The following is a 21,949-nucleotide window of genomic DNA, read 5'->3' as shown; positions in this document are numbered from 1 at the left end:
ATTGGCTTTTTAGGCACGTTCGATTATAGCCTGCGGCAGTTTTTCGGAGAAAATCCTGTTTCTTTAGTCCCTTATTTCCACGCCGCCTGCCCCTACCCCACCTTATGGACGTCCGCCGCTCCTTCGACATTCTCGCCAATCAACTCGAAAAATTTCCTAAGTCTGATGCTCTCGCCGCCAAGATTGACGGCCGCTACGTGCCTCTGAGCAGCCAGCAGGTGCAGGAACAGACCAACCTGGTGAGCCTGGGCCTGCTGAAGCTGGGCCTCAAAAAGGATGATAAAGTCGCCATTATCAGCATGAACCGGCCCGAGTGGCTGCTGGCCGACTTTGGCATTGCCCAGATTGGCGGCACCAGCGTACCGATGTATCCCAGCATCACGGTTGAGGACTACAAATATATTTTCACCGATGCGGGCGTCAAAGCCATCTTCGTGGCCGATAAGCACTTGTATGACAAGGTGAAGGAGGCCACGGCGGGGCTTGATATTCCGGCCACTAATGTCTTCACCTTCGATAAAGTTGACGGCGCGCGCCACTTCGACGAGCTATTGGCGCTGGGCCGCCAGGGCAACCCCGCCGACCTGGAGCCGCTGAAAGCCGCAGTGCGTCCCCACGACCTGCTCACGCTTATCTACACCAGCGGCACCACTGGCCAGCCCAAGGGCGTGATGCTCAGCCACGATAACCTCCTGAGCAATTGCCGCGACTCGTCGTCGGCCGTGCCCGTGGGCGCCGAAGACAAAGCCCTGAGTTTCCTACCCCTGTGCCACATCTTCGAGCGCATGGTGACGTATTTGTACATGATTCACGGCGTGAGCATCTACTACGCCGAGAGCATGGAAACCATCGCCGACAACCTGCGTGAAGTTAAGCCCAGCATCTTCACCACCGTGCCGCGCCTGCTCGAAAAAATCTACGACAAGATAGTGGCCAAGGGCCACGAGCAAACCGGCATCAAGCACAAGCTCTTCTTCTGGGCCCTGGATTTAGGCCTGAAATATGACACCCAAAAAGACCAGGGCTTCGTGTATAACACCGAATTGGCACTGGCTAACAAACTCATCTTCAACAAGTGGCGCGAAGCCTTGGGCGGCAATCTGCGCTGCATCGTGAGCGGCGGCGGCGCGTTGCAGCCGCGCTTGGCGCGGGTGTTCTGGGCGGCGGGCATTCGGGTGATGGAAGGCTACGGCCTCACCGAAACCTCGCCCGTGATTGCGGTGAATGGCTACGAGCGCGCAAACAACATGATTGGCGCGGTGGGCCCACTCATCGAGAACATGGAGGTGAAAATTGCCGCCGACGGCGAAATTCTGACCAAATCAGCTTCCGTGATGCTGGGCTACTACAACAAGCCCGAGCAAACGGCCGAGGCTATTGATGCGGATGGTTGGTTTCATACCGGCGACATCGGCGAGTTTGTGAACGGCCGCTTTCTGAAAATAACTGACCGCAAAAAGGAGATGTTCAAGACCAGCGGCGGCAAGTACATTGCCCCGCAAGTCATTGAAAACAAGATGAAAGAGGACCCGTTCATCGAGCAGATGATGGTGGTCGGGGCCGACCAGAAGTTTGCCGGCGCGCTCATCATTCCGGCGTTTGACGAGTTGAAAAAATGGGCGAACAAAAACGGCATTGCGGCCAGCTCACACGCCGAGTTGGTGCAACACGAGCAGGTAGTTAAGTTCTACCACGACCTGGTTTCGAAATACAACCAAGGCTTTGCTCAGTGGGAGCAGGTCAAGAAATCGGTGCTTTTACCTGAGCAATGGACGGTAGAAAGCGGCGAGATGACGCCCACGATGAAGGTGAAGCGTAAGATTATTACGGAGAATAATAAGGCGGCTATTGAGGGCTTGTATAAGTAGCGGGGGGTAGGCTTAAGCCTACCGGCAATACTTCCACGTTTGGCCGGCCGGCAGCAGGCTAAAGCCTACCCTAAGCTGCTGCAAGTAGTATGCAAGCCTAACAAATTTCTTCGTATGTTTACCGCACTTTCGCTGCGATATGAAACCTGAAGAAACCGTCGATTACAACATTAAAGTGGCCTGGCACGCGATTTCGCGCATGTACAACACGCAGGCCGCCCGCTATGACATCACCACGAGCATCGGCTTTGTGCTGCTGAATATAGACCAGGAGCTGGGCACGCCGGCCACCAAAATAGCGCCGCTGCTGGGCCTCGAAACCCGCTCGCTCACGCGCATTTTGCGCAGCATGGAGGAAAAGGGCCTGATTTATAAGCAGGCTGACACCCAGGACAAACGCTCGGTGCGCATTTTTTTGACTGAGCTGGGGCTGGAAAAGAAGGAAGTTTCGCGCCAGACGGTGCGGCATTTCAACCTGAAAGTGCGCGACAAAATCCCGCAGAGCCAGCTCGATACTTTCTTCAAAGTGGCGAGCCAGATTACGAGCATGATTGAGGGCAAAACGCTTTTTGACGATTTTGAGCTGAAGCCGCTGCGCACGGAAGCGGCGGCCTGAAGTAGCGCGGATTTTGTGGTCCGCGCTGCGCTTGATTAACAGATATACTACCCCACCCAACGCGGACTACAAAGTCCGCGCTACTTCTATATGAAACGCACAATCAAGAAAGTTGCCGTGCTGGGCTCCGGCGTGATGGGTTCGCGCATTGCCTGCCACTTCGCCAACATCGGCGTGCCGGTGCTGTTGCTCGACATCGCGCCCAAGGAATTGACGCCCGACGAGGAGAAAAAAGGACTGAAACTGGATGCGCCCGCCGTACGCAATCGCATCGTTAACAGCGCCTTGCAGGCCGCCGTGGTGGCCAATCCGTCGCCGCTCTATCGCAAAAGCGAAGTGAGCCGCATCAAGACCGGCAACTTCGATGATAACCTCAAGGAAATCGCGTCCTGCGATTGGGTAATTGAGGTGGTCGTGGAGCGGCTCGACATCAAAAAGAGCCTTTACGAGCGCGTAGAGCAGTTTCGAAAGAAGGGTACGCTCATTACCAGCAACACCAGCGGCATCCCGATTCACCTGCTGGCTGAGGGCCGCTCGGAGGATTTTAAGGAGAACTTCGCCGGTACGCACTTCTTCAACCCGCCGCGCTATTTGAAGCTGCTCGAAATCATCCCTACCCCCGACACCAAGCCGGAAGTGGTCGATTTTCTGCTGCATTACGGCGACTTGTACCTGGGCAAAACGGTAGTTTTGGCCAAAGACACGCCCGGCTTCATCGCCAACCGCGTGGGCGTTTTTGCCCTGCTCGACGCCATGCAGACCATGCAGAAGCTGGGCCTGACGGTGGAAGAAACCGACAAGCTTACCGGCCCGGTTATCGGCCACGCCAAGTCGGCCACGTTGCGCACTTCCGACGTAGTTGGCTTGGACACAACCATTAACGTGGCGAATGGCCTGGCCCAGGGCCTGCCCGACGACGAGGCCAAAGATGTGTTCGTGCTGCCTGATTTCGTGAAGAAAATGGGTGAGAACAAATGGCTGGGCGACAAAACCGGCCAGGGCTTTTATAAGAAAGTGAAAGGCGCGGATGGCAAATCCGAAATTCACGCCCTGGACCTCAGCACGCTGGAATACAAGCCTTCGCAGAAGGTGAAGTTTGCCACGCTGGAGCTGACCAAAACCATCGAAAAGCTCGCCGACCGCTTCAAGGTTTTGGTGGGGGGTAAGGATAAAGCGGGCGAGTTTTACCGCCTGAGCTTCGGCAGCCTATTTGCCTACGTGAGCAACCGCGTGCCTGAAATCGCGGACCAGCTATACAAGATTGATGACGCTTTGCGCGCCGGTTTCGGCTGGGAGCTGGGGCCGTTTGAAACCTGGGACGCGTTGGGCGTAGCGGAGGGGGTAGGGCTGGCGAAAGCGGCCGGCCGCACCGTGGCCCCGTGGGTAGAAGAAATGCTGGCCGCTGGCAATCAGACCTTTTACAAGGTAGAAAACGGTGCGCGGAAGTTTTACGACAAGGAGAGCAAGCAGTACCAGCCAGTAGCGGGCGTGGAGAATTTCATTATTCTCGATAACCTGCGGGCCAGCGGCAAAGTGCTGTGGAAAAACGCCGGCGCGTCGGTTATCGACCTCGGCGACGGGATTCTGAACGTGGAATTCCACTCCAAGATGAACTCGCTGGGCACCGACGTGATTCAGGGGCTTTTGAAGGGGGTAGAGATGGCCGAAGCCGGCTATCGCGGCCTCGTGGTGGGCAACGACGCGCCGAATTTCTCGGCCGGCGCCAACCTGGGCCTCGTGTATATGCAGGCGCTGGAACAGGAGTTTGACGAGCTGAATATGATGATTCAGCAGTTTCAGCAGGCCATGATGCGGATGCGTTACAGCAGCATTCCGGTGGTGGGCACGCCGCACGGCCTCACACTGGGCGGCGGCTGCGAACTCAACCTGCACTGCGACAAGGTAGTAGCTTCGGCCGAGTCGTACATTGGCCTCGTCGAGTTTGGCGTGGGCCTGATACCGGGCGGCGGCGGCACCAAGGAAATGACGTTGCGCACCGCCCTCAAGTACGAGGACGGCGAGCCCGAATTCAACCTGCTGCGCAACACCTACATGACCATCAGCACGGCCAAGGTTTCGACCTCGGCCGCCGAGGCGTTCGACCTGGGATTTCTGCGCCGGGGCGACGAGGTGGTGGTGAACCCGAACCGGGTAATCGCCCAGGCCAAGGCCGCCGCTCTGGAGTTGGCCGACGCCGGCTACTCGCAGCCCAGCCAGAAAACCAACATCAAGGTCCACGGCAAGGGAGCCATTGCCATGTTCCGCACCGGCGTGTACGCCATGCAGCAGGGCAAGTATATTTCGACGCACGATGAGCTGATTGCCAATAAGTTGGCTTATGTCATGTGTGGCGGGGATTTGAGTTCGCCCACCGAAGTTTCTGAGCAATATCTGCTGGATTTGGAGCGCGAGGCGTTCCTGAGTCTCTGCGGCGAGCGCAAGACACTGGAGCGGATTCAGTCGATTCTGACCACTGGTAAACCCCTTCGCAATTAAAGCGCAAGGTTTCGCAAGGTTAAAAAAGGTTTCGCAAAATCTACTGACGAAACCCACCTTTTTTAACCTTGCGAAACCTCGCCTAACCTAGCGAAACCTTGCGCTCAAAAATTTAAAAATATCATGGCTAATACCGCATATATCGTGGCCGGCTTTCGCACGGCCGTTGGCAAAGCGCCGCGTGGCGTCTTCCGTTTCACCCGCCCCGACGACCTCGCGGCCGAGGTTATCAAGCACCTCGTGAAATCAGTGCCCGCCCTGGACCCCAGCCGCGTCGATGACGTGATTGTGGGCAACGCCGTGCCCGAGGCCGAGCAGGGCCTGCAAATGGGCCGCCTCATCTCGCTGCTGGCGCTGCCCATCAACGTGCCGGGCCTCATCGTGAACCGCTACTGCGGCTCGGGCGTCGAAACCATTGCGATGGCGGTGGGCAAAATCACAGCCGGCATGGCCGAGTGCATCATCGCGGGTGGCACCGAAAGCATGAGCATGGTGCCCACCGTGGGCTGGAAAACCGTGCCCAACTACAAGCTCGCCAACGAGCACCCCGACTACTACATGGGCATGGGCCTCACCGCCGAAGCTGTGGCCAACGACTACAAAATCAGCCGCCAGGACCAGGACGAGTTTTCCTACAACTCGCACCAGAAGGCCATTAAAGCCATCAAGGAAGGCAAGTTTGCCAAGAGCATCGTGCCCATCACGGTGGAGGAAACTTACCTCGACCAGGCCAGCGGTAAGAAGAAAAACCGCTCCTACGTAGTGGATACCGACGAAGGCCCGCGCGCCGATACCTCTATCGAAGCGTTGGCCAAGCTGCGGCCCGTGTTTGCGCAGGGGGGTAGCGTCACGGCTGGCAACTCCTCCCAAACCTCCGACGGCGCGGCTTTCGTGCTCGTGATGAGCGAGCGCATAGTGAAAGAGTTGAACCTGGAGCCCATCGCCCGCATGGTCACTTACGCCACCGAGGGCGTGGACCCGCGCATCATGGGCATGGGACCAATTGCGGCCGTGCCCAAAGCCCTGCGCCAAGCCGGCATGAAGCTGGCCGACATGGACTTAATCGAGCTGAACGAAGCCTTCGCCTCGCAGTCGCTGGCCGTGGTGCGCGAGCTGGGCATCAACCCCGAGAAGCTGAACGTGAACGGCGGGGCCATCGCGCTCGGTCACCCGCTGGGCTGCTCGGGAGCTAAGCTCAGCATCCAGCTCTTCGACGAGCTGCGCGACCGGGGCCAGAAGTACGGCCTCGTCACCGCCTGCGTCGGCGGCGGCCAGGGCGTCGCGGGGATATATGAGCTGCTGAAGTAGCTAAGAAATTTACGGCCAAACGGGGTGATTGATATACTGCGTTTGGCCGTAAATTTCTACTGGATAATGAACAAGTCGCAAAAATATCGTTCTTTTGCGCATTCTAAGGACAAAGAAAAGTAAAAATATGGAATGCCTTCAGGCCCACAGAAAAATAATTCTAGGGTTAAGCAGAGGAACTACGACTAAAGATGAATTAAATCATATAGTTAAAATATATAAGAAATATTATAATTTTTCGAAACAAAGTATTCCTGCTTATATTAAATACGAATCCTTTAGCTTACTATCTAGAAGGTTGATTAGTAGTGTTTTTAAAGCAGGTAACGATTATCCCGAAGAATACAATAAATTTTGTATTCGCGGAGAATATCATAACACAAAATTATTCATTAAGGTAATCGGCAAAATACTCACCGAAGATTCACTGTCCATTATAACTAAGCCCCATTTTTATGGCCAACCGCATATAGAGTACACAGTTCCGCCAGAGGCTTTTGTTCATATTGTGTTGCGTCATAATGAAATTATTAATAAATTTATAAATAATGAATATAAGACAAATGGATACAAGGCTTCTTCGTTTGAGTTTGGACTTTTTACTGCACCAATGATGATAATGTTCAAAGCATTGCGAAACTTATCAGAAATTGATTGGCACAAATCAAAAGATAATAGAAACTTAATATGCCGGTTTATTTTTCGAGACAACAAATATACTGTAGTAAGAAAAGGTAATTCAAAAGAGATTAAATCATTTTATCCTTGCAATGATGAGTCGGGCTTTTTCTTTATCAAGCTTCCGCAGGATTAGAAAACAAATTTTTCGTTGCATTACAATATCACTTCGACATGAAAAACCATCTCTCTTCCTTATTCCTAGTATTTGCCAGTTTTAACTGTTTTGCCCAAGATGTCAAGCTTGATAAAATCGTTAAAGTGAACAACGAAACACTTTCAGTTAAAGTGGTGACTGTTGGCGAACAAAGCATCTCGTTTACTTATCCAAATGAGACTGTTATAAATACGTTGAGTAGAAATCAAATCAAAGAAATTGATTTTGCTAGTGGCAGGGTGCAGACCATAACAGAAAGAATAATAATCGAGGGCGAACAGGATTGGCAGAAAGTGATTGTTACTACCCTCGAATCTGACGTAAGCGGGCTTGTGCGTAAGGGTGAGGTCAAGGCGAAAGCAACAGGTGGGTCAACCTTTTCCAATCAAGCAAATATTGACGCTCGCGCTACCGAGAAGCTAAAAAAACAAGCTGCTAAATTGGGCGCGCATATCATTCTTATACAAAGCCAGAATACTCAGCGTGCATCTTTTGGCAATGTTGGCCAAATGGGTCAAGGTCCTACGAGTCTTAAGCAGGGTGTTGCTTACGGGTATCAATGAGAACTTGTGTATTATTAATTAACGAATTTGCACCTTTGTCGATGATACAATTTATTATTCTGCATGAAATTGCGCAATAATGAAAAACAAGATTTAAATTTTCCGTATGGAAACTGTGTTTACGGTATTGATAATATTTTTATATATTATTTGGTTTTTAGCTAAATTTGTTTTTTCTGATGATGAATTCAATAGGATGTTCTTCATATTAAAAATAGTGGTGTTAGGATTGTTAAAATTTGCCTTAGCTGTAGCCCTTTTATTGGGTATTGTATTTTCTTTAAAATACGTGTTCAAATAGAATAAGTATAATAAAATTAGGGGGGGGGGGTTAACCGAAGTTGTGATTAACGATAAGCAATGACCAAGCGCCTTCGCAAGAAACTTCGGCTGCGGGAGTTTCAGGAAATGGGTTTTTTAGTAAAATTCGACCTAGACATTTCAAATACACAAGCGGCTGAATTTGCTTTCAGTGATAAGCTGATTGAGATGATTGAAGCCAATCAGCTACATATTGGCGGCGGCATCACGGATTTCTTCGCCTGTGCCGGACAACGCCGCACCGCTACCGGGGCCCACCGCGAAGCCGTGCGGCAATGGCTGCAAGAGCAACCCGAAATAACGGCTATCAATGTCGGGCCATTGGTGGATGCGTGGCACGGGCCGTTTTAACAGTCGGCCGCTTCTGTCAAAACAAAACCCCGCACATTTCGGGGTTTTGTTTCCCCAAACTACTCGGCACGCCTAACATTTTTCGCTTATCTTGCAACCCTAAACCGCCGGGCCGTTGTTGCTAAACTACTCGGCTTGCCTAATACTTTGTCTTTTAACGCTCACCCACTCAGCATCATGGAAGTATCGAACAAAGCCGTCGTGAAGGGCGGCGAATTCATCATCAAGCCTACTGAGGCTCAAGACGTTTTCACGCCCGCCGATTTTACGGAGGAGCAGAATATGATGTACCAGACCTGCCTGGACTTCCTGGCCGCCGAGGTGCATCCGCTGCTGGAGCGCCTCGACAACCACGAGGAGGGCCTCATGCACGGCCTGATGGAGAAAGCCGGTCAGCTTGGCCTGTTTGGGGTGAGCGTGCCGGAGCAGTTTGGCGGGCTGGACATGGACTTCCCGACCGCGTTGCGCGTGACGGAGGGGGTAGGCGGCGGCAACTCGTTTCCGGTGGCCTTCGCGGCGCACACGGGCATTGCCCTGCTGCCGATTCTGTATTTCGGCACCGATGCGCAGAAGCAGAAATACATTCCCGGCCTCACCGACGGCACCCTGATGGGCGCGTACTGCCTGACGGAACCAGGCTCAGGTTCGGACGCGCTGGGCGCGAAGACCAAGGCCGTGCTCAACGCCGAAGGCACGCATTATGTGCTGAACGGCCAGAAAATGTGGATTACCAACGCTGGCTTTGCCGACGTGTTTATCGTGTTCGCTAAGATTGATGGCGAGCAGTTCACGGGCTTCATCGTGGACAAGAACACGCCCGGCCTGAGCCTCGGCAACGAGGAGCACAAGATGGGTATCCGCGGCTCTTCGACGCGCCAGGTGTTCTTGACCGATGCGCAAGTGCCTAAGGAAAACGTGCTGGGCGAGATTGGCAAAGGCCACCTCATCGCGTTTAACGTGCTGAATATCGGGCGTGTTAAGCTGGCAGCGGCCTGCCTGGGCGGCGCGAAAGCGACGGCTACGCAGAGCGTGAAGTATGCCAACGAGCGCGTGCAGTTCAAGCTGCCCATCTCGAAGTTTGGCGCGATTCGCTACAAGCTGGCGCAGCAGGCCATTCGAATGTACGCCGTGGAATCGGCTATTTACCGCGCCGGCGAAGACATTTACCGCAAGGAGCAAGAGCTGCTGGCCAGCGGCTTGGGCACCAACGAAGCTTTGCTGGGCGCGGCCCGCGAGTTTGCCGTGGAGTGCGCCATTTTGAAGGTAGAAGGCTCGGAAGTACTTGACTACGTGACCGATGAGGGCGTGCAGATTTACGGCGGCTACGGCTTCTCGGCCGACTACCCGATGGACCGCAATTACCGCGACTCGCGCATTAATCGGATTTTCGAAGGTACCAACGAAATCAACCGAATGCTGGCCGTCGATATGATTTTGAAGAAGGGCCTGAAGGGCGAAATCGACCTCATGGGTCCGGCCCAGGCCGTGCAGCAGGAGTTGATGAGCATTCCGAGCATGGGCGAAAGCGACGACTCGGCTTTCGCCAGCGAGAAGAAGGCCATCGCTAACATGAAGAAGGCTATCCTGATGGTGGCCGGCACTGCCGTGCAGAAGTACATGAACTCGCTCGCCAAAGAGCAGGAGGTGCTGATGAACATCGCCGACATGGCCATCAAAACCTACACCGCCGAAAGCGTGCTGCTGCGCGTAGAGAAGGAAATCGCCGCCAAAGGCGAAGATGCTCTGGCCCAGCAGCTAGACATGGCCCGCGTGTACCTCTCCGACGCCATCGACCTGGTGGAGAAATCGGGCCGCGAAGCCATCGCCAGCATGACCGAAGGCGACGAGCAGCGCCTGATGAGCATGGGCCTCAAGCGCTTCACCAAGCCCGACCTCTTCAATGTGAAAGACGCCCGCCGCCGCGTGGCCGCCAAGCTCATCGAAGCCAACGAATACTGCTACTAAAATCACGGATTACGCGGATTTTAGCGGATTTCACGGATTTTGTGGACGGACCTAAAGCCAGTTTACTACCCCGAATCAAACTAAAAAAGGCCACCCAATTGGGTGGCCTTTTTTACTGAAAACCCGTCCACAAAATCCGTGAAATCCGCTAAAATCCGCGTAATCCGTGATTTATTTGAGTTTGACTTCGTTCAGCTGCAAGGCCGCTGATTTTTTGCTCGGGCGGCTTACACCGATAATCGTTTTGGGGCCGAGCCACGTCGTGAAGTCCTTGACGTAAGCAAGCTGCTGGTCGTTGGCCACGTTGAGCTTGAGGCGTTGCGGGGCACTGATGACGCCGGTCGGCACCTGCACGTGGCGCAGGTAGAGGTCCGACTTGCCGTTGATGGCTTCAAGCGTTAAAAGCTGTAGGTCATCGCCAAAAACGGCGGCCCGGTAACCGATGCCAGTGTAGCTATCGATGGGCGGCGCTACCTGGTCTTTGGCCACAATGAGGTGCCAGGTGGGGGTAAGGAAGGGGCTGTAGCCAAACAGGTACAGCTCGCGGGCGTGTACCGGCAGTTCTGGGCCGCCTTCCTCAAAATGACGCTCAGCAATGACTACCAGGTTTTTACTCTCCGTCAGGAACATATCGCCTAAGTAAACGTCGGCCAGTCGCTTGGCTTCGGCCCCAGTGGCTTTGCTTACCTCCGCCAGAAAAGCCGGGGCGAAGGGTAATTCCTCCGCCAGCTTGAGCTGGCTGGCTGCAAAATCGAAGCGCACGACTTTGAGGCCGCTCAGGTCGCCGGTGTTGTAGTTGGCGCAGAGCGCCACGGCGTAGAGTTGGCCGTCGGGCTGGAGTGTGAACTTCGCATCGCGGATAGTGATGGGCTGGCCGCCAAACGTGCCGCCCACCGGAATGCCCATTACCGGAACGACGGTGGCTACGCCCACCCGGTCGGGGGTAGGGGGGTAGCGGCGGGCAGTCAGCTTTTTCATGCCATCGCCGAGCAGCGTCACGTACTGCGTGCCATCGTTGGCAAGCAGGATATTGGGCGAGAAGAAGTCGCCCTGGTCGCGAAAATCGTAGGTGCGCTCCAGAATCTTGTTCAGTTTCTGGTCGTAGAGCGTGCCTTGCATGCTACGCACCTGCTCGTCGCGGGTGGCGTAGCTAAAGGCCAGCAGGCGGCTGCCATCGGGCGAGAGGCGCACGCCGGGACGGCGGTCGCGGGTGCCGGCGGTTAGCAGCACCACGGGCGCGCCCTTTTGCCCACTCCCCAGACCCACGGGCAGCACCGTCAGGTTTTGGCCGCTTTCGTCGGCGTGATGCACCACTACCCAGACCTGCTCGGCGTTGCGGCCGAAGGCCTCAATCGTTTCGCCGGGCACCACGGGAAGGGTAGTGCTCCACTGCCGCTTGAGGTCGGCATCGTAGCGCTCTACGGCGTAGGCGCTGCCACTTTGGTGGGCCAGAATTACGAAGCCGCTGCCATCGGCCAGCGCCAGGGTTTTCTGCGGCACGCGCTGGTTGTATCGGTCTTCGCCCTGCTCGGGCAGGTAGCTAAACGGGGCCGACTTGGTTTTTTGTGCCTGAGCCGGCAACACTACCCCCCCCACACTGCTCAGGGCCAGAAGGGCTATGCCAATTGAAAAACGCATAAACTGAATGGTAACTAAAAGGGATGCCTATAATCCCGAAAGCCCAAAAATACCCTCGCCCAGGCTAGTTGGCCGGCAGGCACTTCGCGCTTGTAGCTCAGTCGCTGGGCAAAACAAGCGTAACTTTACCCGGTGAAGTTATTATTTACTGTCTTTTGAGCGTCTGGTGCAACTATTATTTTGCCCAATCGTTCAAGGGGCGAACCCTGAAAAATAATATTCTTTATTGCTACTTCTTCCGTTCCCACCCAACTCTCTCTTTTTGCATATTTAATAAGAAACTACTAACCGGCACCTGATTCGAGGTGGTACGTGCCGCCACCCGCACCTTATGAAATCATTCCTTAAAATCGGTTCACTTTTCGCGCTTATCGTAGCTGGTCGCTATATGCAGCTGACTACCCCCGCTGCTACCGCTGGCCTTGCTACATCACCCATAGTTATTTTTGCCTCCGATACTACCACTATGACCTTGGCGCGCTACCTCAACGAGCGGCCCGCCAGGGCTACCCCCGTCAGCCAACGAGAGGCAGGCCAGCCTACTACCTGGTTTTAATGGTACCAAGCGGTTTCTTAGCAAGAAGCCGCTTTTTTTATACCTGCATTTTTAGGTATAATTCCAAGTCAGCTGATACGGCTCCAGTTCACGGCCGTAGCTGGCAGGCTTTCGATATGCCTTCGAATATTACCATGCTCGGGCCGCGCCAGCTCCGGGTCGTCGTGGAGAATGGCCTGGGCGGCGGCCCGGCTCTCCGTGAGGATGCGGCCATCCTTGGCCAGGTCGGCAATTAGCAAATCGAGCACGCCGCTTTGCTGGGTGCCCATGAGGTCGCCGGGGCCGCGCAGCTTGAGGTCGATGTCGGCGATTTCGAAGCCGTTGTTGGTGCGCACCATCGTTTCGAGGCGGGTGCGGCTGTCTTTGCTCAGCTTGTAGCTCGTCATCAGGATGCAGTAGCTTTGGTCGGCACCGCGCCCTACCCTCCCCCGCAGCTGGTGCAGCTGCGACAGGCCAAAGCGCTCGGCGCTCTCAATTATCATCACGGAGGCGTTGGGCACGTTCACGCCCACTTCGATAACAGTGGTGGCCACCATTATCTGGGTTTCCTGCTTCACGAAGCGCGCCATTTCAAAGTCCTTTTCCTCGGCTTTCATGCGGCCGTGCATGATGCTGATTTGCAGGTCGGGAAAGGCGCGGCTCACACTCTCGTAGCCATCGGTGAGGTCTTTGTAGTCCAGCGTTTCGCTCTCCTCGATGAGCGGATACACGATATATACCTGCCGGCCCAGCGCCACTTGGTCGCGCACGAACTGAAACACTTTCAGGCGGTTAGCATCGTAGCGGTGCACCGTCACGATGGGTTTGCGGCCGGCGGGCAGCTCGTCAATCACGCTCACGTCGAGGTCGCCGTAGAGCGTCATGGCCAGCGTGCGCGGGATGGGCGTGGCCGTCATCACCAGCACGTGCGGAATCACGTAGGGGTTTTTCTGCCACAATTTGGAGCGCTGCGCCACGCCAAAGCGGTGCTGCTCATCCATGATGGTCAGGCCCAGGTTGCGGAATTGCACCACGTCTTCAAGCAGCGCGTGGGTGCCCACCAGCATCTGCATTTCGCCGTTGCGCAGCTGCTCGTGCAGCACGCGCCGCTGGGCGGTGCGCGTGCTGCCTGTGAGCTTGCCCAGATTCAGCCCTAGCAGGTCGGCATACACTTTCAGGCCCTGGTAGTGCTGGTCGGCCAGAATTTCGGTGGGCGCCATCAGGCAGCTCTGGGCACCGTTGTCGGCGGCCATCAGCATTGAGATAAAGGCCACGATGGTTTTGCCCGAGCCCACGTCGCCTTGCAGCAAGCGGTTCATCTGCTGGCCGTTGCAGAAGTCCTTGTAAATCTCGTGAATAACGCGTTTTTGCGCCCCCGTAAGGTCAAAAGGCATGATATTTTTATAGAAATGGACCAACGTGGGCACTTCACTAAAAATCTGGCCCGCCAGCGTCACCTTGCGCTGGTCTTTCTGGCGCAGCAGTTTGAGCTGAATGTAGAAAAGCTCCTCAAACTTGAGCCGGAACCGCGCCTTTTCCAGCAGCTCCGGACTTTGCGGGAAGTGAATCTGCTGCAACGCCGTGGCCTTATCGAGCAGCGCATACTGCTGAATGAGGTCGGGCGACAACGTCTCCGTTACGTGGGGTAGGGCGATTTTGAGCAGGTCGCCCACCATCCGCATTATCGCCTTGCTGTCGATGCGGTGGTAGTTTTTGAGCTTCTCGCTGGTGTTGTACACCGGCTGCAAAAAGCTCTGGCCGGGCTTCTGCTCGCTTACCTCCTCCAAGTCGGGGTGCGCCATCTGGGGCCGGCCGTTGAACATCGTCGGCTTGCCAAATACAATATATTCCTGGTGGTTTTTGATGACCTTTTCCAGGTAATTCACGCCCTTAAACCACACTACTTCCAGCTCGCCGCTGGCGTCGCCCACCTTAGCTACGAGGCGCTTTTTGGGCCCCTCCCCTATTACTTCCCTACCCCTCAAAATTCCCTTCACCTGCACATAAGATAGCTCATCGTGCAGGTCCACAATGTTATAGAACTGCGTGCGGTCGAGGTAGCGAAAGGGGTATCGCTGAATCAGGTCGCCGTACGTAAACAGGCCCAGCTCCTTGCCCAGCAGCTGCCCTCGTTGCGTCCCTACCCCCCGCAAATTTTCCAGCCTGGTTTGAAAAAAGTTACTCATTTTCTAGAATAAAACCAGCGTATCGAATGACCCAAAAGAATGTCATGCTGAGCCTGCCGAAGCATCTCGCTCACATCGTTGAAGTACTATTCTAACGATGCGAGCGAGATGCTTCGGCAGGCTCAGCATGACGTTCTTTTGAGCAAATTACTTATATCGCAACGTATTAAGCATCTGAATCATATCGTACTTCACGTACTCAATCACCGGAGCCAGCGAGTCGTTGGCCGTGGCCGTGCGGAAATATAGCGCCGCCCGAAAGAAATGCTTGGTGCTATCAGTAGTATAAAACTGAAACTGGCTCGGCACCTCGCCTTCCAACTCAAACACCGAAGCGCGCATCCCATTGGGCGTGCGCAGAATTTTCTCCTCGATAGAGGTGGCCTTAATCTGGTGCTTGCCGGTGAGCTTGCGCGCGTCCTCCATCATCTTATTGTAGAGCTGGCGGTTGCGCACCACATTGGTGTAGGTAATCTGCACATTGGCGTGCAGCTGGGGGTAGTAAATATTCAGCCAGTCGGGCTGCGCCATATACGACGAGTCGCGTAACACCTTGGCGTACTGCGAGTACTGGAAGGTGTAGGGGTGGCCGGCCGGCAGGGCGCGGTACCGATGCGGCGGCAGGTCGATGCGGTTGTAGCCCTTGGGCTTGGGGGTGTAGTCGGGGGCCGACGAGCAGGCGGCCAGCGACCCGGCCGCCCCACCCAACGCCACGGCCCAAACCCAAAATCGGGAAGCACTCATACTAGCTGGTAACAGAAGAAGCTCAAAGATAGACCACTGATTAGCGCGAATTTTAGCTGATTTCACGAATTTCGTGGACGATTTAGTCGCTACGGCTCGCATCATCAACTATTTATAAATTAAAAAACCGCCCATTTAGGCGGCTTTTTAAATCAACGCTTACCGACAAGGCAAACGTGCACCATGCACAAAATCCGTGAAATCCGCGCTAGTCAGTGGTCAGAAAGGAAGTTGGTCCAGTTCCGGCTCCAGACGCAGGCTCACGTTTTCGGCGGGGGTAGGGCTGGCGGCGTTGGCACCGCTACCACCCGGCCGGCCGCCCAGCAGCGAAATTTCCTCCGCGATAATCTCGGTGATGTAGCGCGTCTGCTGGTCCTTGTCCTGGTACTGGCGGGTGCGGAGCTTGCCTTCGATATACACCTGGCTGCCTTTTTTCAGGTATTTCTCGGCCAACTCGGCCAGGCCGCGCCACGCCGAGATGTTATGCCACTCGGTGCGCTCAACGCGGGCACCTTGCTTGTCCTTGTAATACTCGTTGGTGGCCAGGGTGAAATGCGCCACGCTGGTGCCGCCTTCCAAATGACGTACCTCAGGGTCTTTGCCCAGGTTACCCACCAAAATCACTTTGTTTACGCCAGCCATAATCTTACGTTTTAATAACTTATTCGGCAGCCAACCACAGCTACCATTGACGTGTTAAAAGTACGAATAATTTTTCAATATTGCAAATTATTTTAGTAAAAATAACTAACAAAAATAGCTGACCTTGTTCAGCCAAAACAAAGGGGGTAGGGTTAAATGCAGGCAGCATCCCTACCCCTTATTAATCACTCATTACCAGCCAAGTACTTACTGATTAAGACGGGTTTCGGCAGAGCCTCAATTTCGGCTGCGGAGTAGGCTTGCAAGCCCGTATCGCGCAGCGTAGCGGCGGGCAGCGCGGCGGCTAGCGCTACGGCGTGGAAGCGCGCCTCCAGCTTCTGGTGGCTCAGGATGTGGCGCAGGGCCGGGGCCGGGCGGTCTTCGGCCACGCGGCGGGTATCAAACTGTCCACCAAGGGCTTCCACGTGGCGCAGCACCTCGGCGGCAGCTAGCTCAGCGCTGTCGGTTTCGGCGAGGGCAAAGTCGTAAAGACCCTGCCAGATATCGCCGGCCGGGCGCACCTTTAGATACAGTTGTTCGCCGTGGCTTAGCACTAGGTAGTGGAAGTAGCGGGTGCGCGCCGCCTTCGCCTTGCTCTTGACGGGTAGCAGCGCCACCTGCCCGTGCTGAAAGGCCCAGCACTGGCTTTGTAGCGGGCAGAACAGGCAGTCGGGCTTGGCCGGCGTGCATTGCAAAGCCCCGAATTCCATGATGGCCTGATTGAACTCGGCCGCGTGGGCGGGGGGTAGGTGCAGGTCGGCCAGCGCCTGAAATTCCCGGCGCGAGCTAGGCACCGCGATGTCGGAATGCAGACCAAAAACGCGCGCCAACACTCGAAATACGTTGCCATCGAGCACCGCAACTGCCTCATCGAAGGCAAAAGATGCGACGGCCGCCGCCGTGTAAGGCCCTACCCCCTTGAGCTGGCGCAAGCCGGCATAAGTGGCCGGAAAAGCGCCCCCAAAATCGGCCACCACCTGCTGGGCGGTGTGGTGCATATTGCGGGCGCGGGAATAGTAGCCCAGGCCCTGCCAGTGGCGCAGCACCTCCTGCTCGGGCGCGATGGCCAGGTCTTGCACGGTGGGGTAGGAGGCCAGAAAATCAAGGTAATACGGCAAGCCTTGCGCCACACGGGTTTGCTGCAAAATAACTTCGGAGAGCCAAATAGCGTAGGGGTCGCGAGTGCCGCGCCAAGGCAAATCGCGCCGGTGCCGCGGGTACCAAGCCAGCAGCGCCGGGGCCAGGAAAGGATTGGAGGGAACCGGGGCGGTAGTGGATGCAGTTTTAGACAAAATAATGAGTAATAATATTTTGGCCAAAGAGAAACTTGGAAGTTTCCATTGGCCAAACAAAATTTAAGGAGTACCTTTGCGCTCCGTTTCGAATGGCGAACTTCTTACCGGGCAAGGAATTACGTCGAAAACGGTTGATTGTCTGCCCGATTTTTTTTCACTTTTAGTACCCCCCTTACCAACGTGACCAAAGCTGAGGTAATTTCCGAAATCTCGCAAAAAACCGGCATTGAGAAAGCCGATGTGCTGACGACCGTCGAAGCATTCTTCAAAGTAGTGAAGGATTCGATGACCGAAGGCCACAACATTTACGTGCGCGGCTTCGGCTCGTTCGTAAACAAAAAGCGGGCTCGCAAAGTAGCCCGTAACATCTCTAAAAACACGTCGCTCATCATCGACGAGCATTTCATCCCAAGCTTCAAGCCGAGCAAAACTTTTGTTGCCAAGATTAAGGCCAGCAAGAAAATTACCGGTGAGTCTTCGGAGAAAGCCCCTAAGAAGGCTGCCAAAGGCACCAAAAAAGCCAAGGCTTAGTCGTTAAGAACTTTGCAGTAGCAGAGCAGTGAGGTGATAAGGGCGGACGGGCTGGCTGTTAAGGCCTACCCCAACTCCTTCCTTATCACCTCATTGCTTGCTACCCCTGGCTACTTTCAGGATGGCTTCCACTTCCCAAACCAGTACGCACCAACTGTGGCTGCTGGCTGGCGCCCTGGCGCTGGCGGGCGGGTTGTACGCGCTGCCCAAGGGCATCGTGAAACCCAAGGAAGGCAAGGCTGAGCTTCGGCAGGATGCCGCCAAAACCGCCACGCGTGACGGCGGCGGCATGGCCACCAACGGCTCAAAAACCGATGCCTCCTCGGGTCCACGCTCGGCCGAAACCGGCACCATAGCTGAGGAAACTGGTGCTACGGCCAATGCGCCTCATACCCAGGCTACTGCGGCCCAGCGCCAGGCGCTTAATACGCTATTGGTGCAGTACCGCACGGCCTCGGCGGCCGACCGCAGCCAAGTGGCTACTCTGCTGGCCGCGCGCTACACTACGGTGCAGCGTTTCGACAGCGCAGGCTACTACTTATCTACGGTGGCTACGGCGCAACCAAGCGAGAAAGCCTGGCAACAAGCGGCTGATGCTTATTTTCAGGCATATAGCTTCGCGGCATCGGCCGAGCGCAAGAAAATGCTCGGCGACAAGTCGCGGGAGCTATACGACAAGGTTTTGGCCGCCAATCCCAATAACCTGGATGCCAAGACCAACCTCGGCATGGCTTACATGAGCAGCGACAACCCCGTGAAAGGAATTGGCCTGCTGCGTGAAGTGCTGGAGCAAGACCCTAAGAATGAGAAAGTTCTCTACAACCTGGGCATTCTGGCTATTCAAAGCAACCAGTACGACAAAGCAATAGAGCGCTTTTCGCAGCTGGTGCAGGTTAACCCCAAGAACGTGGAAGGTCAGTTTTACCTTGGGGTATCGCTGGCCCGCACAAATCGGGGTCCGGCGGCCCGCGCGGCCTTCCAAAAAGCCAAGAGCCTCAGCAACGACCCGGCCCTGGCTGCATCGGTAGAGGAGGAGCTGGCTAAAATCCGAAACTAACCCCTGTGCGCAGGTAACTGACCAAAGCAGCGTTACTTTTACGCAGACCAGTGACCCGTTCTCAGAACTCTTAATATCTACCCTTTAACTCACCACGACAATGCCCTGCGGTAAGAAACGTAAACGCCATAAGATTGCCACCCACAAGCGCAAAAAGCGCCTGCGCAAAAACCGTCACAAGAAGAAGTAATCTTCTGACTTAGTGCGGAGTAAGAGGTAGGCAGCTGGGTGCTAATGCGCCAGTTGCTTATCTATCTCTCACGTAGCCTCCGCCACGCGGACGACTATCGTGGTGTGCCGGACTGCCCTCTTTTGAGCAGTAGCCGTGGCTCGCGAGGGGAAGCTAGGACATACGTGGTCCTGGCTTCCCTTTTGCCGGTTTCGGGGCATTCTACCCCCCTGTTCGGGGTCGGGCTGGCTACTTTAACTAATCTACTACGTTGAGCAATGAATTAATTATCAATTCGACCTCCGAAGGGGAGCGGATTGCCTTGCTCCAGGATAAACGGCTGATTGAATACCACTTCGACCGTAACGACACCAACTACGCGGTAGGTGACATCTTCCTGGGTACCGTGCGCAAGGTGATGCCTGGCCTCAACGCGGCCTTTGTGGATATTGGCTCCGAAAAGGATGCCTTTCTGCACTACGGCGACTTGGGCGAACAATTTCCGTCCCTTAATAAATGGGTGGGAAGCGTGATGAAGCACCAGGTCCAAAGCGCTGGCCTGGAAAATTTTAAGCTGGAACCCGCGCTGGAAAAGGTCGGCAAGGCCGACAGCGTATTCAAAAAGGGCCAGAACCTGCTGGTGCAGGTAGTAAAAGAGCCGATTTCGACGAAAGGCCCGCGCGTAAGCACCGACATTTCAATGGCCGGCCGCTACCTCGTGCTGATGCCATTCACGAATACCATCTCGGTATCGAAGAAAATAGTGAGCAAGACGGAGCGTGACCGGCTCAAGCGTCTCATTGCCAGCATTAAGCCCGAAGGCTTCGGCGTCATCATCCGCACCGTAGCCGAGGGCCACGAGGTAGCGGAGCTAGACCGCGACATGCAGAGCATGGTGGATAACTGGAATTCGCTCTACGAAAACCTGCGCAAAGGCCAGCCCCGCGATAAGATGCTGGGTGAGCTCGGCCGCACATCTTCGATGCTGCGCGACATGCTCAACGAGTCGTTTGACTCGATTGTCGTGGATACGCCGGGCCGCTTTGAGGAGATGAAGGAGTACGTGCAGAAAATAGCGCCGGATAAAATCGGGCTCGTGAAGCTGCACAATAACAAGGCCAAGGTGTTTGAGCACCTGGGCATTGAAAAGCAACTCAAGACGCTGTTTGGCAAGACGGTGAGCGTGCCGGGCGGCGGCTACCTCGTCATTGAGCACACCGAGGCCTTGCACGTGATTGACGTGAACTCGGGCTCGAAGAGCAACCAGGAGAATGACCAGGAGGCTACGGCTTTGATGATTAACTTGCTGGCGGCTAAGGAAGTAGCCCGTCAGCTGCGTCTGCGCGACATGGGCGGCATCATTGTGATTGACTTCATCGACATGCGCGCCGCTGAGAGCCGCAAGAAGGTGGAGGACACGGTGTACCACATCATGAAGCAGGATAAGGCCAAGTTTACCATCTTGCCGCTCACTAAGTTTGGCCTGATGCAGATAACCCGGCAGCGGGTGCGCCCGGCCGAAACCATCGTGACCGGCGAGGTGTGCCCCACTTGCGGCGGCACGGGCAAGATTTCGGCGTCCATCCAGGTGACGGACGAAATCGACAACAGCATCGACGACCTAATGGTGAACCAAAACCAGAATGGTCTCACTCTCTACGTACACCCATTCCTGCACGCCTACTATACCAAAGGCTTGGTAAGCAAGCAGATGAAGTGGTACTTGAAGTACTACAAGTGGGTGAAGGTGATGAAAGACACTGCCCTCGGCCTCACCGATTTCCGCATTGAGGATGAGCACGGCGAGCAGATTGAGCTGCACTCGGCCGCCGCCGCGATGGCGCGCGCCCAGGACCGCGAGGTAGTAGTGGAGGATGTCTAAACCACGGATTCGACGGATTTTTCGGATTAGTCGGATTTTGTGGACGGCATCTAGCTGCCAAACACAAGAAAGGGCCGCCCATAGGGCGGCCCTTTTTACGTCCACAAAATCCGACTAATCCGAAAAATCCGCCGAATCCGTGGTCTAGAATTTCAAGCCCAGGTCCAGCGCAACCACGCTGTTTTTGATGCTTACGTCGCTGAAGCCCCGGTTTTTCTCGAAGTAGTGGTCGAGGTCAACCAGCCCGTGGTGGTAGCTGAGGCCCGCCAGCAATTTGGTGCTTTGGCCGAGCTGATATTCGACGCCCAGGCCGCCGATAAGGTTGGCATCGACCGCAAAAACGTGGCTGGAAGCTTCGGTTTGGGAGTTACCGTTGTAGGGGTCGGTGTAAAATTTATCGCCGTTGATGCGGGTGGCAACCGGGAAGGCAACGGAGCCACCTACCTGGAAATACACGCGGGTAGCGGGCGATATCTCGTTGGTAAAAAGCTTAAGGGTAGCGGGGATTTCGAGGTACTGAATGGCGATTTTCTGCGATACAGTCGGATGAGTACCTGTGACCCCGCCAGAATTAGGAGGAATAACAGCTGTTTCAGTATAAGAGATATTACCGCCCTTACCGGTCAGAAACAGCCCCGTATTGAAGGCATAGTTCTGCCCAAAGAAATAATCCACGAACACGCCGCCGCCGAAGCTAAGCTTGCTGCCATCACCTTGGAAATTAGTGGTCGAAGGCGAACTGGTGCGCAGAAAAGAGATGGAAGGCGATACCTTGAGGCCGATTTCGACCTGAGCGAAGGCGACGGGGGCTACAGCTAGCGCGGCGAGGGTAAGCACTAATTTCTTCATAAATAGGTGTGGAGGTATTGAATTGAGTACTGGCGGAACGTGGCCCCGCGTGGGGAAAGTGTAATTTTGTGCAAAAATAGCTTTAGCTTGAAAGTATC

At 55.1% G+C, this 21,949-nt stretch carries 17 protein-coding genes; 11 read left to right on the top strand and 6 right to left on the bottom strand.

What is annotated here, in order from left to right; genetic code table 11:
- The first annotated feature begins 104 nt into the window (after positions 1 to 104).
- The 8 genes from A0257_19080 to A0257_19045 all read left to right on the top strand — a co-directional run bounded on the left by A0257_19080 (position 105) and on the right by A0257_19045 (position 10,323).
- Positions 105 to 1,868 carry an AMP-dependent synthetase gene (locus A0257_19080; GenBank protein ID AMR28994.1) on the top strand — a complete coding sequence of 588 codons (1,764 nt, stop codon included), beginning with the start codon at positions 105 to 107 and terminating at the stop codon, positions 1,866 to 1,868.
- Between the two features lie 139 nt (positions 1,869 to 2,007).
- Entirely contained in the window at positions 2,008 to 2,484 is a 477-nt protein-coding gene (locus A0257_19075; protein AMR28993.1) for a MarR family transcriptional regulator, read from the top strand.
- A gap of 90 nt (positions 2,485 to 2,574) precedes the next feature.
- Entirely contained in the window at positions 2,575 to 4,980 is a 2,406-nt protein-coding gene (locus A0257_19070) for a 3-hydroxyacyl-CoA dehydrogenase (protein AMR28992.1), read from the top strand.
- A gap of 123 nt (positions 4,981 to 5,103) precedes the next feature.
- On the top strand, positions 5,104 to 6,288 hold the full coding sequence (locus tag A0257_19065) for an acetyl-CoA acetyltransferase (protein ID AMR28991.1): 1,185 nt from the start codon (positions 5,104 to 5,106) through the stop codon (positions 6,286 to 6,288).
- A gap of 852 nt (positions 6,289 to 7,140) precedes the next feature.
- On the top strand, positions 7,141 to 7,686 hold the full coding sequence (locus A0257_19060) for a hypothetical protein (GenBank protein ID AMR28990.1): 546 nt from the start codon (positions 7,141 to 7,143) through the stop codon (positions 7,684 to 7,686).
- A gap of 106 nt (positions 7,687 to 7,792) precedes the next feature.
- Positions 7,793 to 7,987 (top strand): hypothetical protein, encoded by a 195-nt coding sequence (locus A0257_19055; GenBank protein ID AMR28989.1) that lies wholly within the window; start codon positions 7,793 to 7,795, stop codon positions 7,985 to 7,987.
- 59 nt (positions 7,988 to 8,046) lie between these two features.
- Positions 8,047 to 8,358 (top strand): hypothetical protein, encoded by a 312-nt coding sequence (locus A0257_19050; protein AMR28988.1) that lies wholly within the window; start codon positions 8,047 to 8,049, stop codon positions 8,356 to 8,358.
- Positions 8,359 to 8,535: 177 nt separating this feature from the next.
- Complete coding sequence (locus A0257_19045) at positions 8,536 to 10,323, top strand: acyl-CoA dehydrogenase (GenBank protein AMR28987.1); 1,788 nt, start codon at positions 8,536 to 8,538, stop codon at positions 10,321 to 10,323.
- 171 nt (positions 10,324 to 10,494) lie between these two features.
- On the opposite strand, the gene A0257_19040 is transcribed toward A0257_19045, so the two are convergent.
- The 5 genes from A0257_19040 to A0257_19020 form a co-directional block, all read right to left on the bottom strand.
- Positions 10,495 to 11,961, bottom strand: a complete 1,467-nt coding sequence (locus tag A0257_19040) for a hypothetical protein (protein AMR28986.1) — start codon at positions 11,959 to 11,961, stop codon at positions 10,495 to 10,497.
- Between the two features lie 624 nt (positions 11,962 to 12,585).
- The gene (locus tag A0257_19035) at positions 12,586 to 14,682 is read right to left on the bottom strand and encodes an ATP-dependent DNA helicase RecG (GenBank protein AMR28985.1); all 2,097 of its coding nucleotides are present in this window, start codon (positions 14,680 to 14,682) and stop codon (positions 12,586 to 12,588) included.
- Positions 14,683 to 14,829: 147 nt separating this feature from the next.
- Complete coding sequence (locus A0257_19030) at positions 14,830 to 15,426, bottom strand: gliding motility lipoprotein GldD (GenBank protein ID AMR28984.1); 597 nt, start codon at positions 15,424 to 15,426, stop codon at positions 14,830 to 14,832.
- A 219-nt stretch (positions 15,427 to 15,645) separates the two neighbouring features.
- A complete protein-coding gene (locus A0257_19025) occupies positions 15,646 to 16,068 on the bottom strand; it encodes a single-stranded DNA-binding protein (protein ID AMR28983.1) in 423 nt (140 codons plus the stop codon).
- 185 nt (positions 16,069 to 16,253) lie between these two features.
- Positions 16,254 to 17,360 (bottom strand): A/G-specific adenine glycosylase, encoded by a 1,107-nt coding sequence (locus A0257_19020; GenBank protein ID AMR29853.1) that lies wholly within the window; start codon positions 17,358 to 17,360, stop codon positions 16,254 to 16,256.
- A 183-nt stretch (positions 17,361 to 17,543) separates the two neighbouring features.
- On the opposite strand from A0257_19020, the gene A0257_19015 reads away from it, so the two are divergent.
- The 3 genes from A0257_19015 to A0257_19005 all read left to right on the top strand — a co-directional run bounded on the left by A0257_19015 (position 17,544) and on the right by A0257_19005 (position 21,002).
- The gene (locus tag A0257_19015; protein AMR29852.1) at positions 17,544 to 17,894 is read left to right on the top strand and encodes an integration host factor subunit beta; all 351 of its coding nucleotides are present in this window, start codon (positions 17,544 to 17,546) and stop codon (positions 17,892 to 17,894) included.
- 121 nt (positions 17,895 to 18,015) lie between these two features.
- Positions 18,016 to 18,951, top strand: coding sequence for a hypothetical protein (locus tag A0257_19010; protein ID AMR28982.1), 936 nt, complete (start codon positions 18,016 to 18,018; stop codon positions 18,949 to 18,951).
- A gap of 440 nt (positions 18,952 to 19,391) precedes the next feature.
- On the top strand, positions 19,392 to 21,002 hold the full coding sequence (locus A0257_19005; GenBank protein AMR28981.1) for a ribonuclease G: 1,611 nt from the start codon (positions 19,392 to 19,394) through the stop codon (positions 21,000 to 21,002).
- 144 nt (positions 21,003 to 21,146) lie between these two features.
- Here A0257_19005 and A0257_19000 read toward each other — a convergent pair whose 3' ends face one another.
- Positions 21,147 to 21,851 (bottom strand): hypothetical protein, encoded by a 705-nt coding sequence (locus A0257_19000; GenBank protein ID AMR28980.1) that lies wholly within the window; start codon positions 21,849 to 21,851, stop codon positions 21,147 to 21,149.
- Positions 21,852 to 21,949: the final 98 nt, after the last annotated feature.

The organism is Hymenobacter psoromatis, assembly GCA_001596155.1.
Lineage (GTDB): Bacteria > Bacteroidota > Bacteroidia > Cytophagales > Hymenobacteraceae > Hymenobacter.
This window is presented reverse-complemented; position numbering and strand designations above follow the sequence as displayed.

Bases quoted from the DNA above. Each gene is read 5' to 3' on its own strand.
- A0257_19030 (AMR28984.1), bottom strand. From the start codon at position 15,426: ATGAGTGCTTCCCGATTTTGGGTTTGGGCCGTGGCGTTGGGTGGGGCG.
- A0257_19075 (AMR28993.1), top strand. From the start codon at position 2,008: ATGAAACCTGAAGAAACCGTCGATTACAACATTAAAGTGGCCTGGCAC.
- A0257_19060 (AMR28990.1), top strand. From the start codon at position 7,141: ATGAAAAACCATCTCTCTTCCTTATTCCTAGTATTTGCCAGTTTTAAC.
- A0257_19050 (AMR28988.1), top strand. From the start codon at position 8,047: ATGACCAAGCGCCTTCGCAAGAAACTTCGGCTGCGGGAGTTTCAGGAA.
- A0257_19000 (AMR28980.1), bottom strand. From the start codon at position 21,851: ATGAAGAAATTAGTGCTTACCCTCGCCGCGCTAGCTGTAGCCCCCGTC.
- A0257_19025 (AMR28983.1), bottom strand. From the start codon at position 16,068: ATGGCTGGCGTAAACAAAGTGATTTTGGTGGGTAACCTGGGCAAAGAC.
- A0257_19065 (AMR28991.1), top strand. From the start codon at position 5,104: ATGGCTAATACCGCATATATCGTGGCCGGCTTTCGCACGGCCGTTGGC.
- A0257_19035 (AMR28985.1), bottom strand. From the start codon at position 14,682: ATGAGTAACTTTTTTCAAACCAGGCTGGAAAATTTGCGGGGGGTAGGG.
- A0257_19040 (AMR28986.1), bottom strand. From the start codon at position 11,961: ATGCGTTTTTCAATTGGCATAGCCCTTCTGGCCCTGAGCAGTGTGGGG.
- A0257_19045 (AMR28987.1), top strand. From the start codon at position 8,536: ATGGAAGTATCGAACAAAGCCGTCGTGAAGGGCGGCGAATTCATCATC.
- A0257_19055 (AMR28989.1), top strand. From the start codon at position 7,793: ATGGAAACTGTGTTTACGGTATTGATAATATTTTTATATATTATTTGG.
- A0257_19010 (AMR28982.1), top strand. From the start codon at position 18,016: ATGGCTTCCACTTCCCAAACCAGTACGCACCAACTGTGGCTGCTGGCT.
- A0257_19080 (AMR28994.1), top strand. From the start codon at position 105: ATGGACGTCCGCCGCTCCTTCGACATTCTCGCCAATCAACTCGAAAAA.
- A0257_19070 (AMR28992.1), top strand. From the start codon at position 2,575: ATGAAACGCACAATCAAGAAAGTTGCCGTGCTGGGCTCCGGCGTGATG.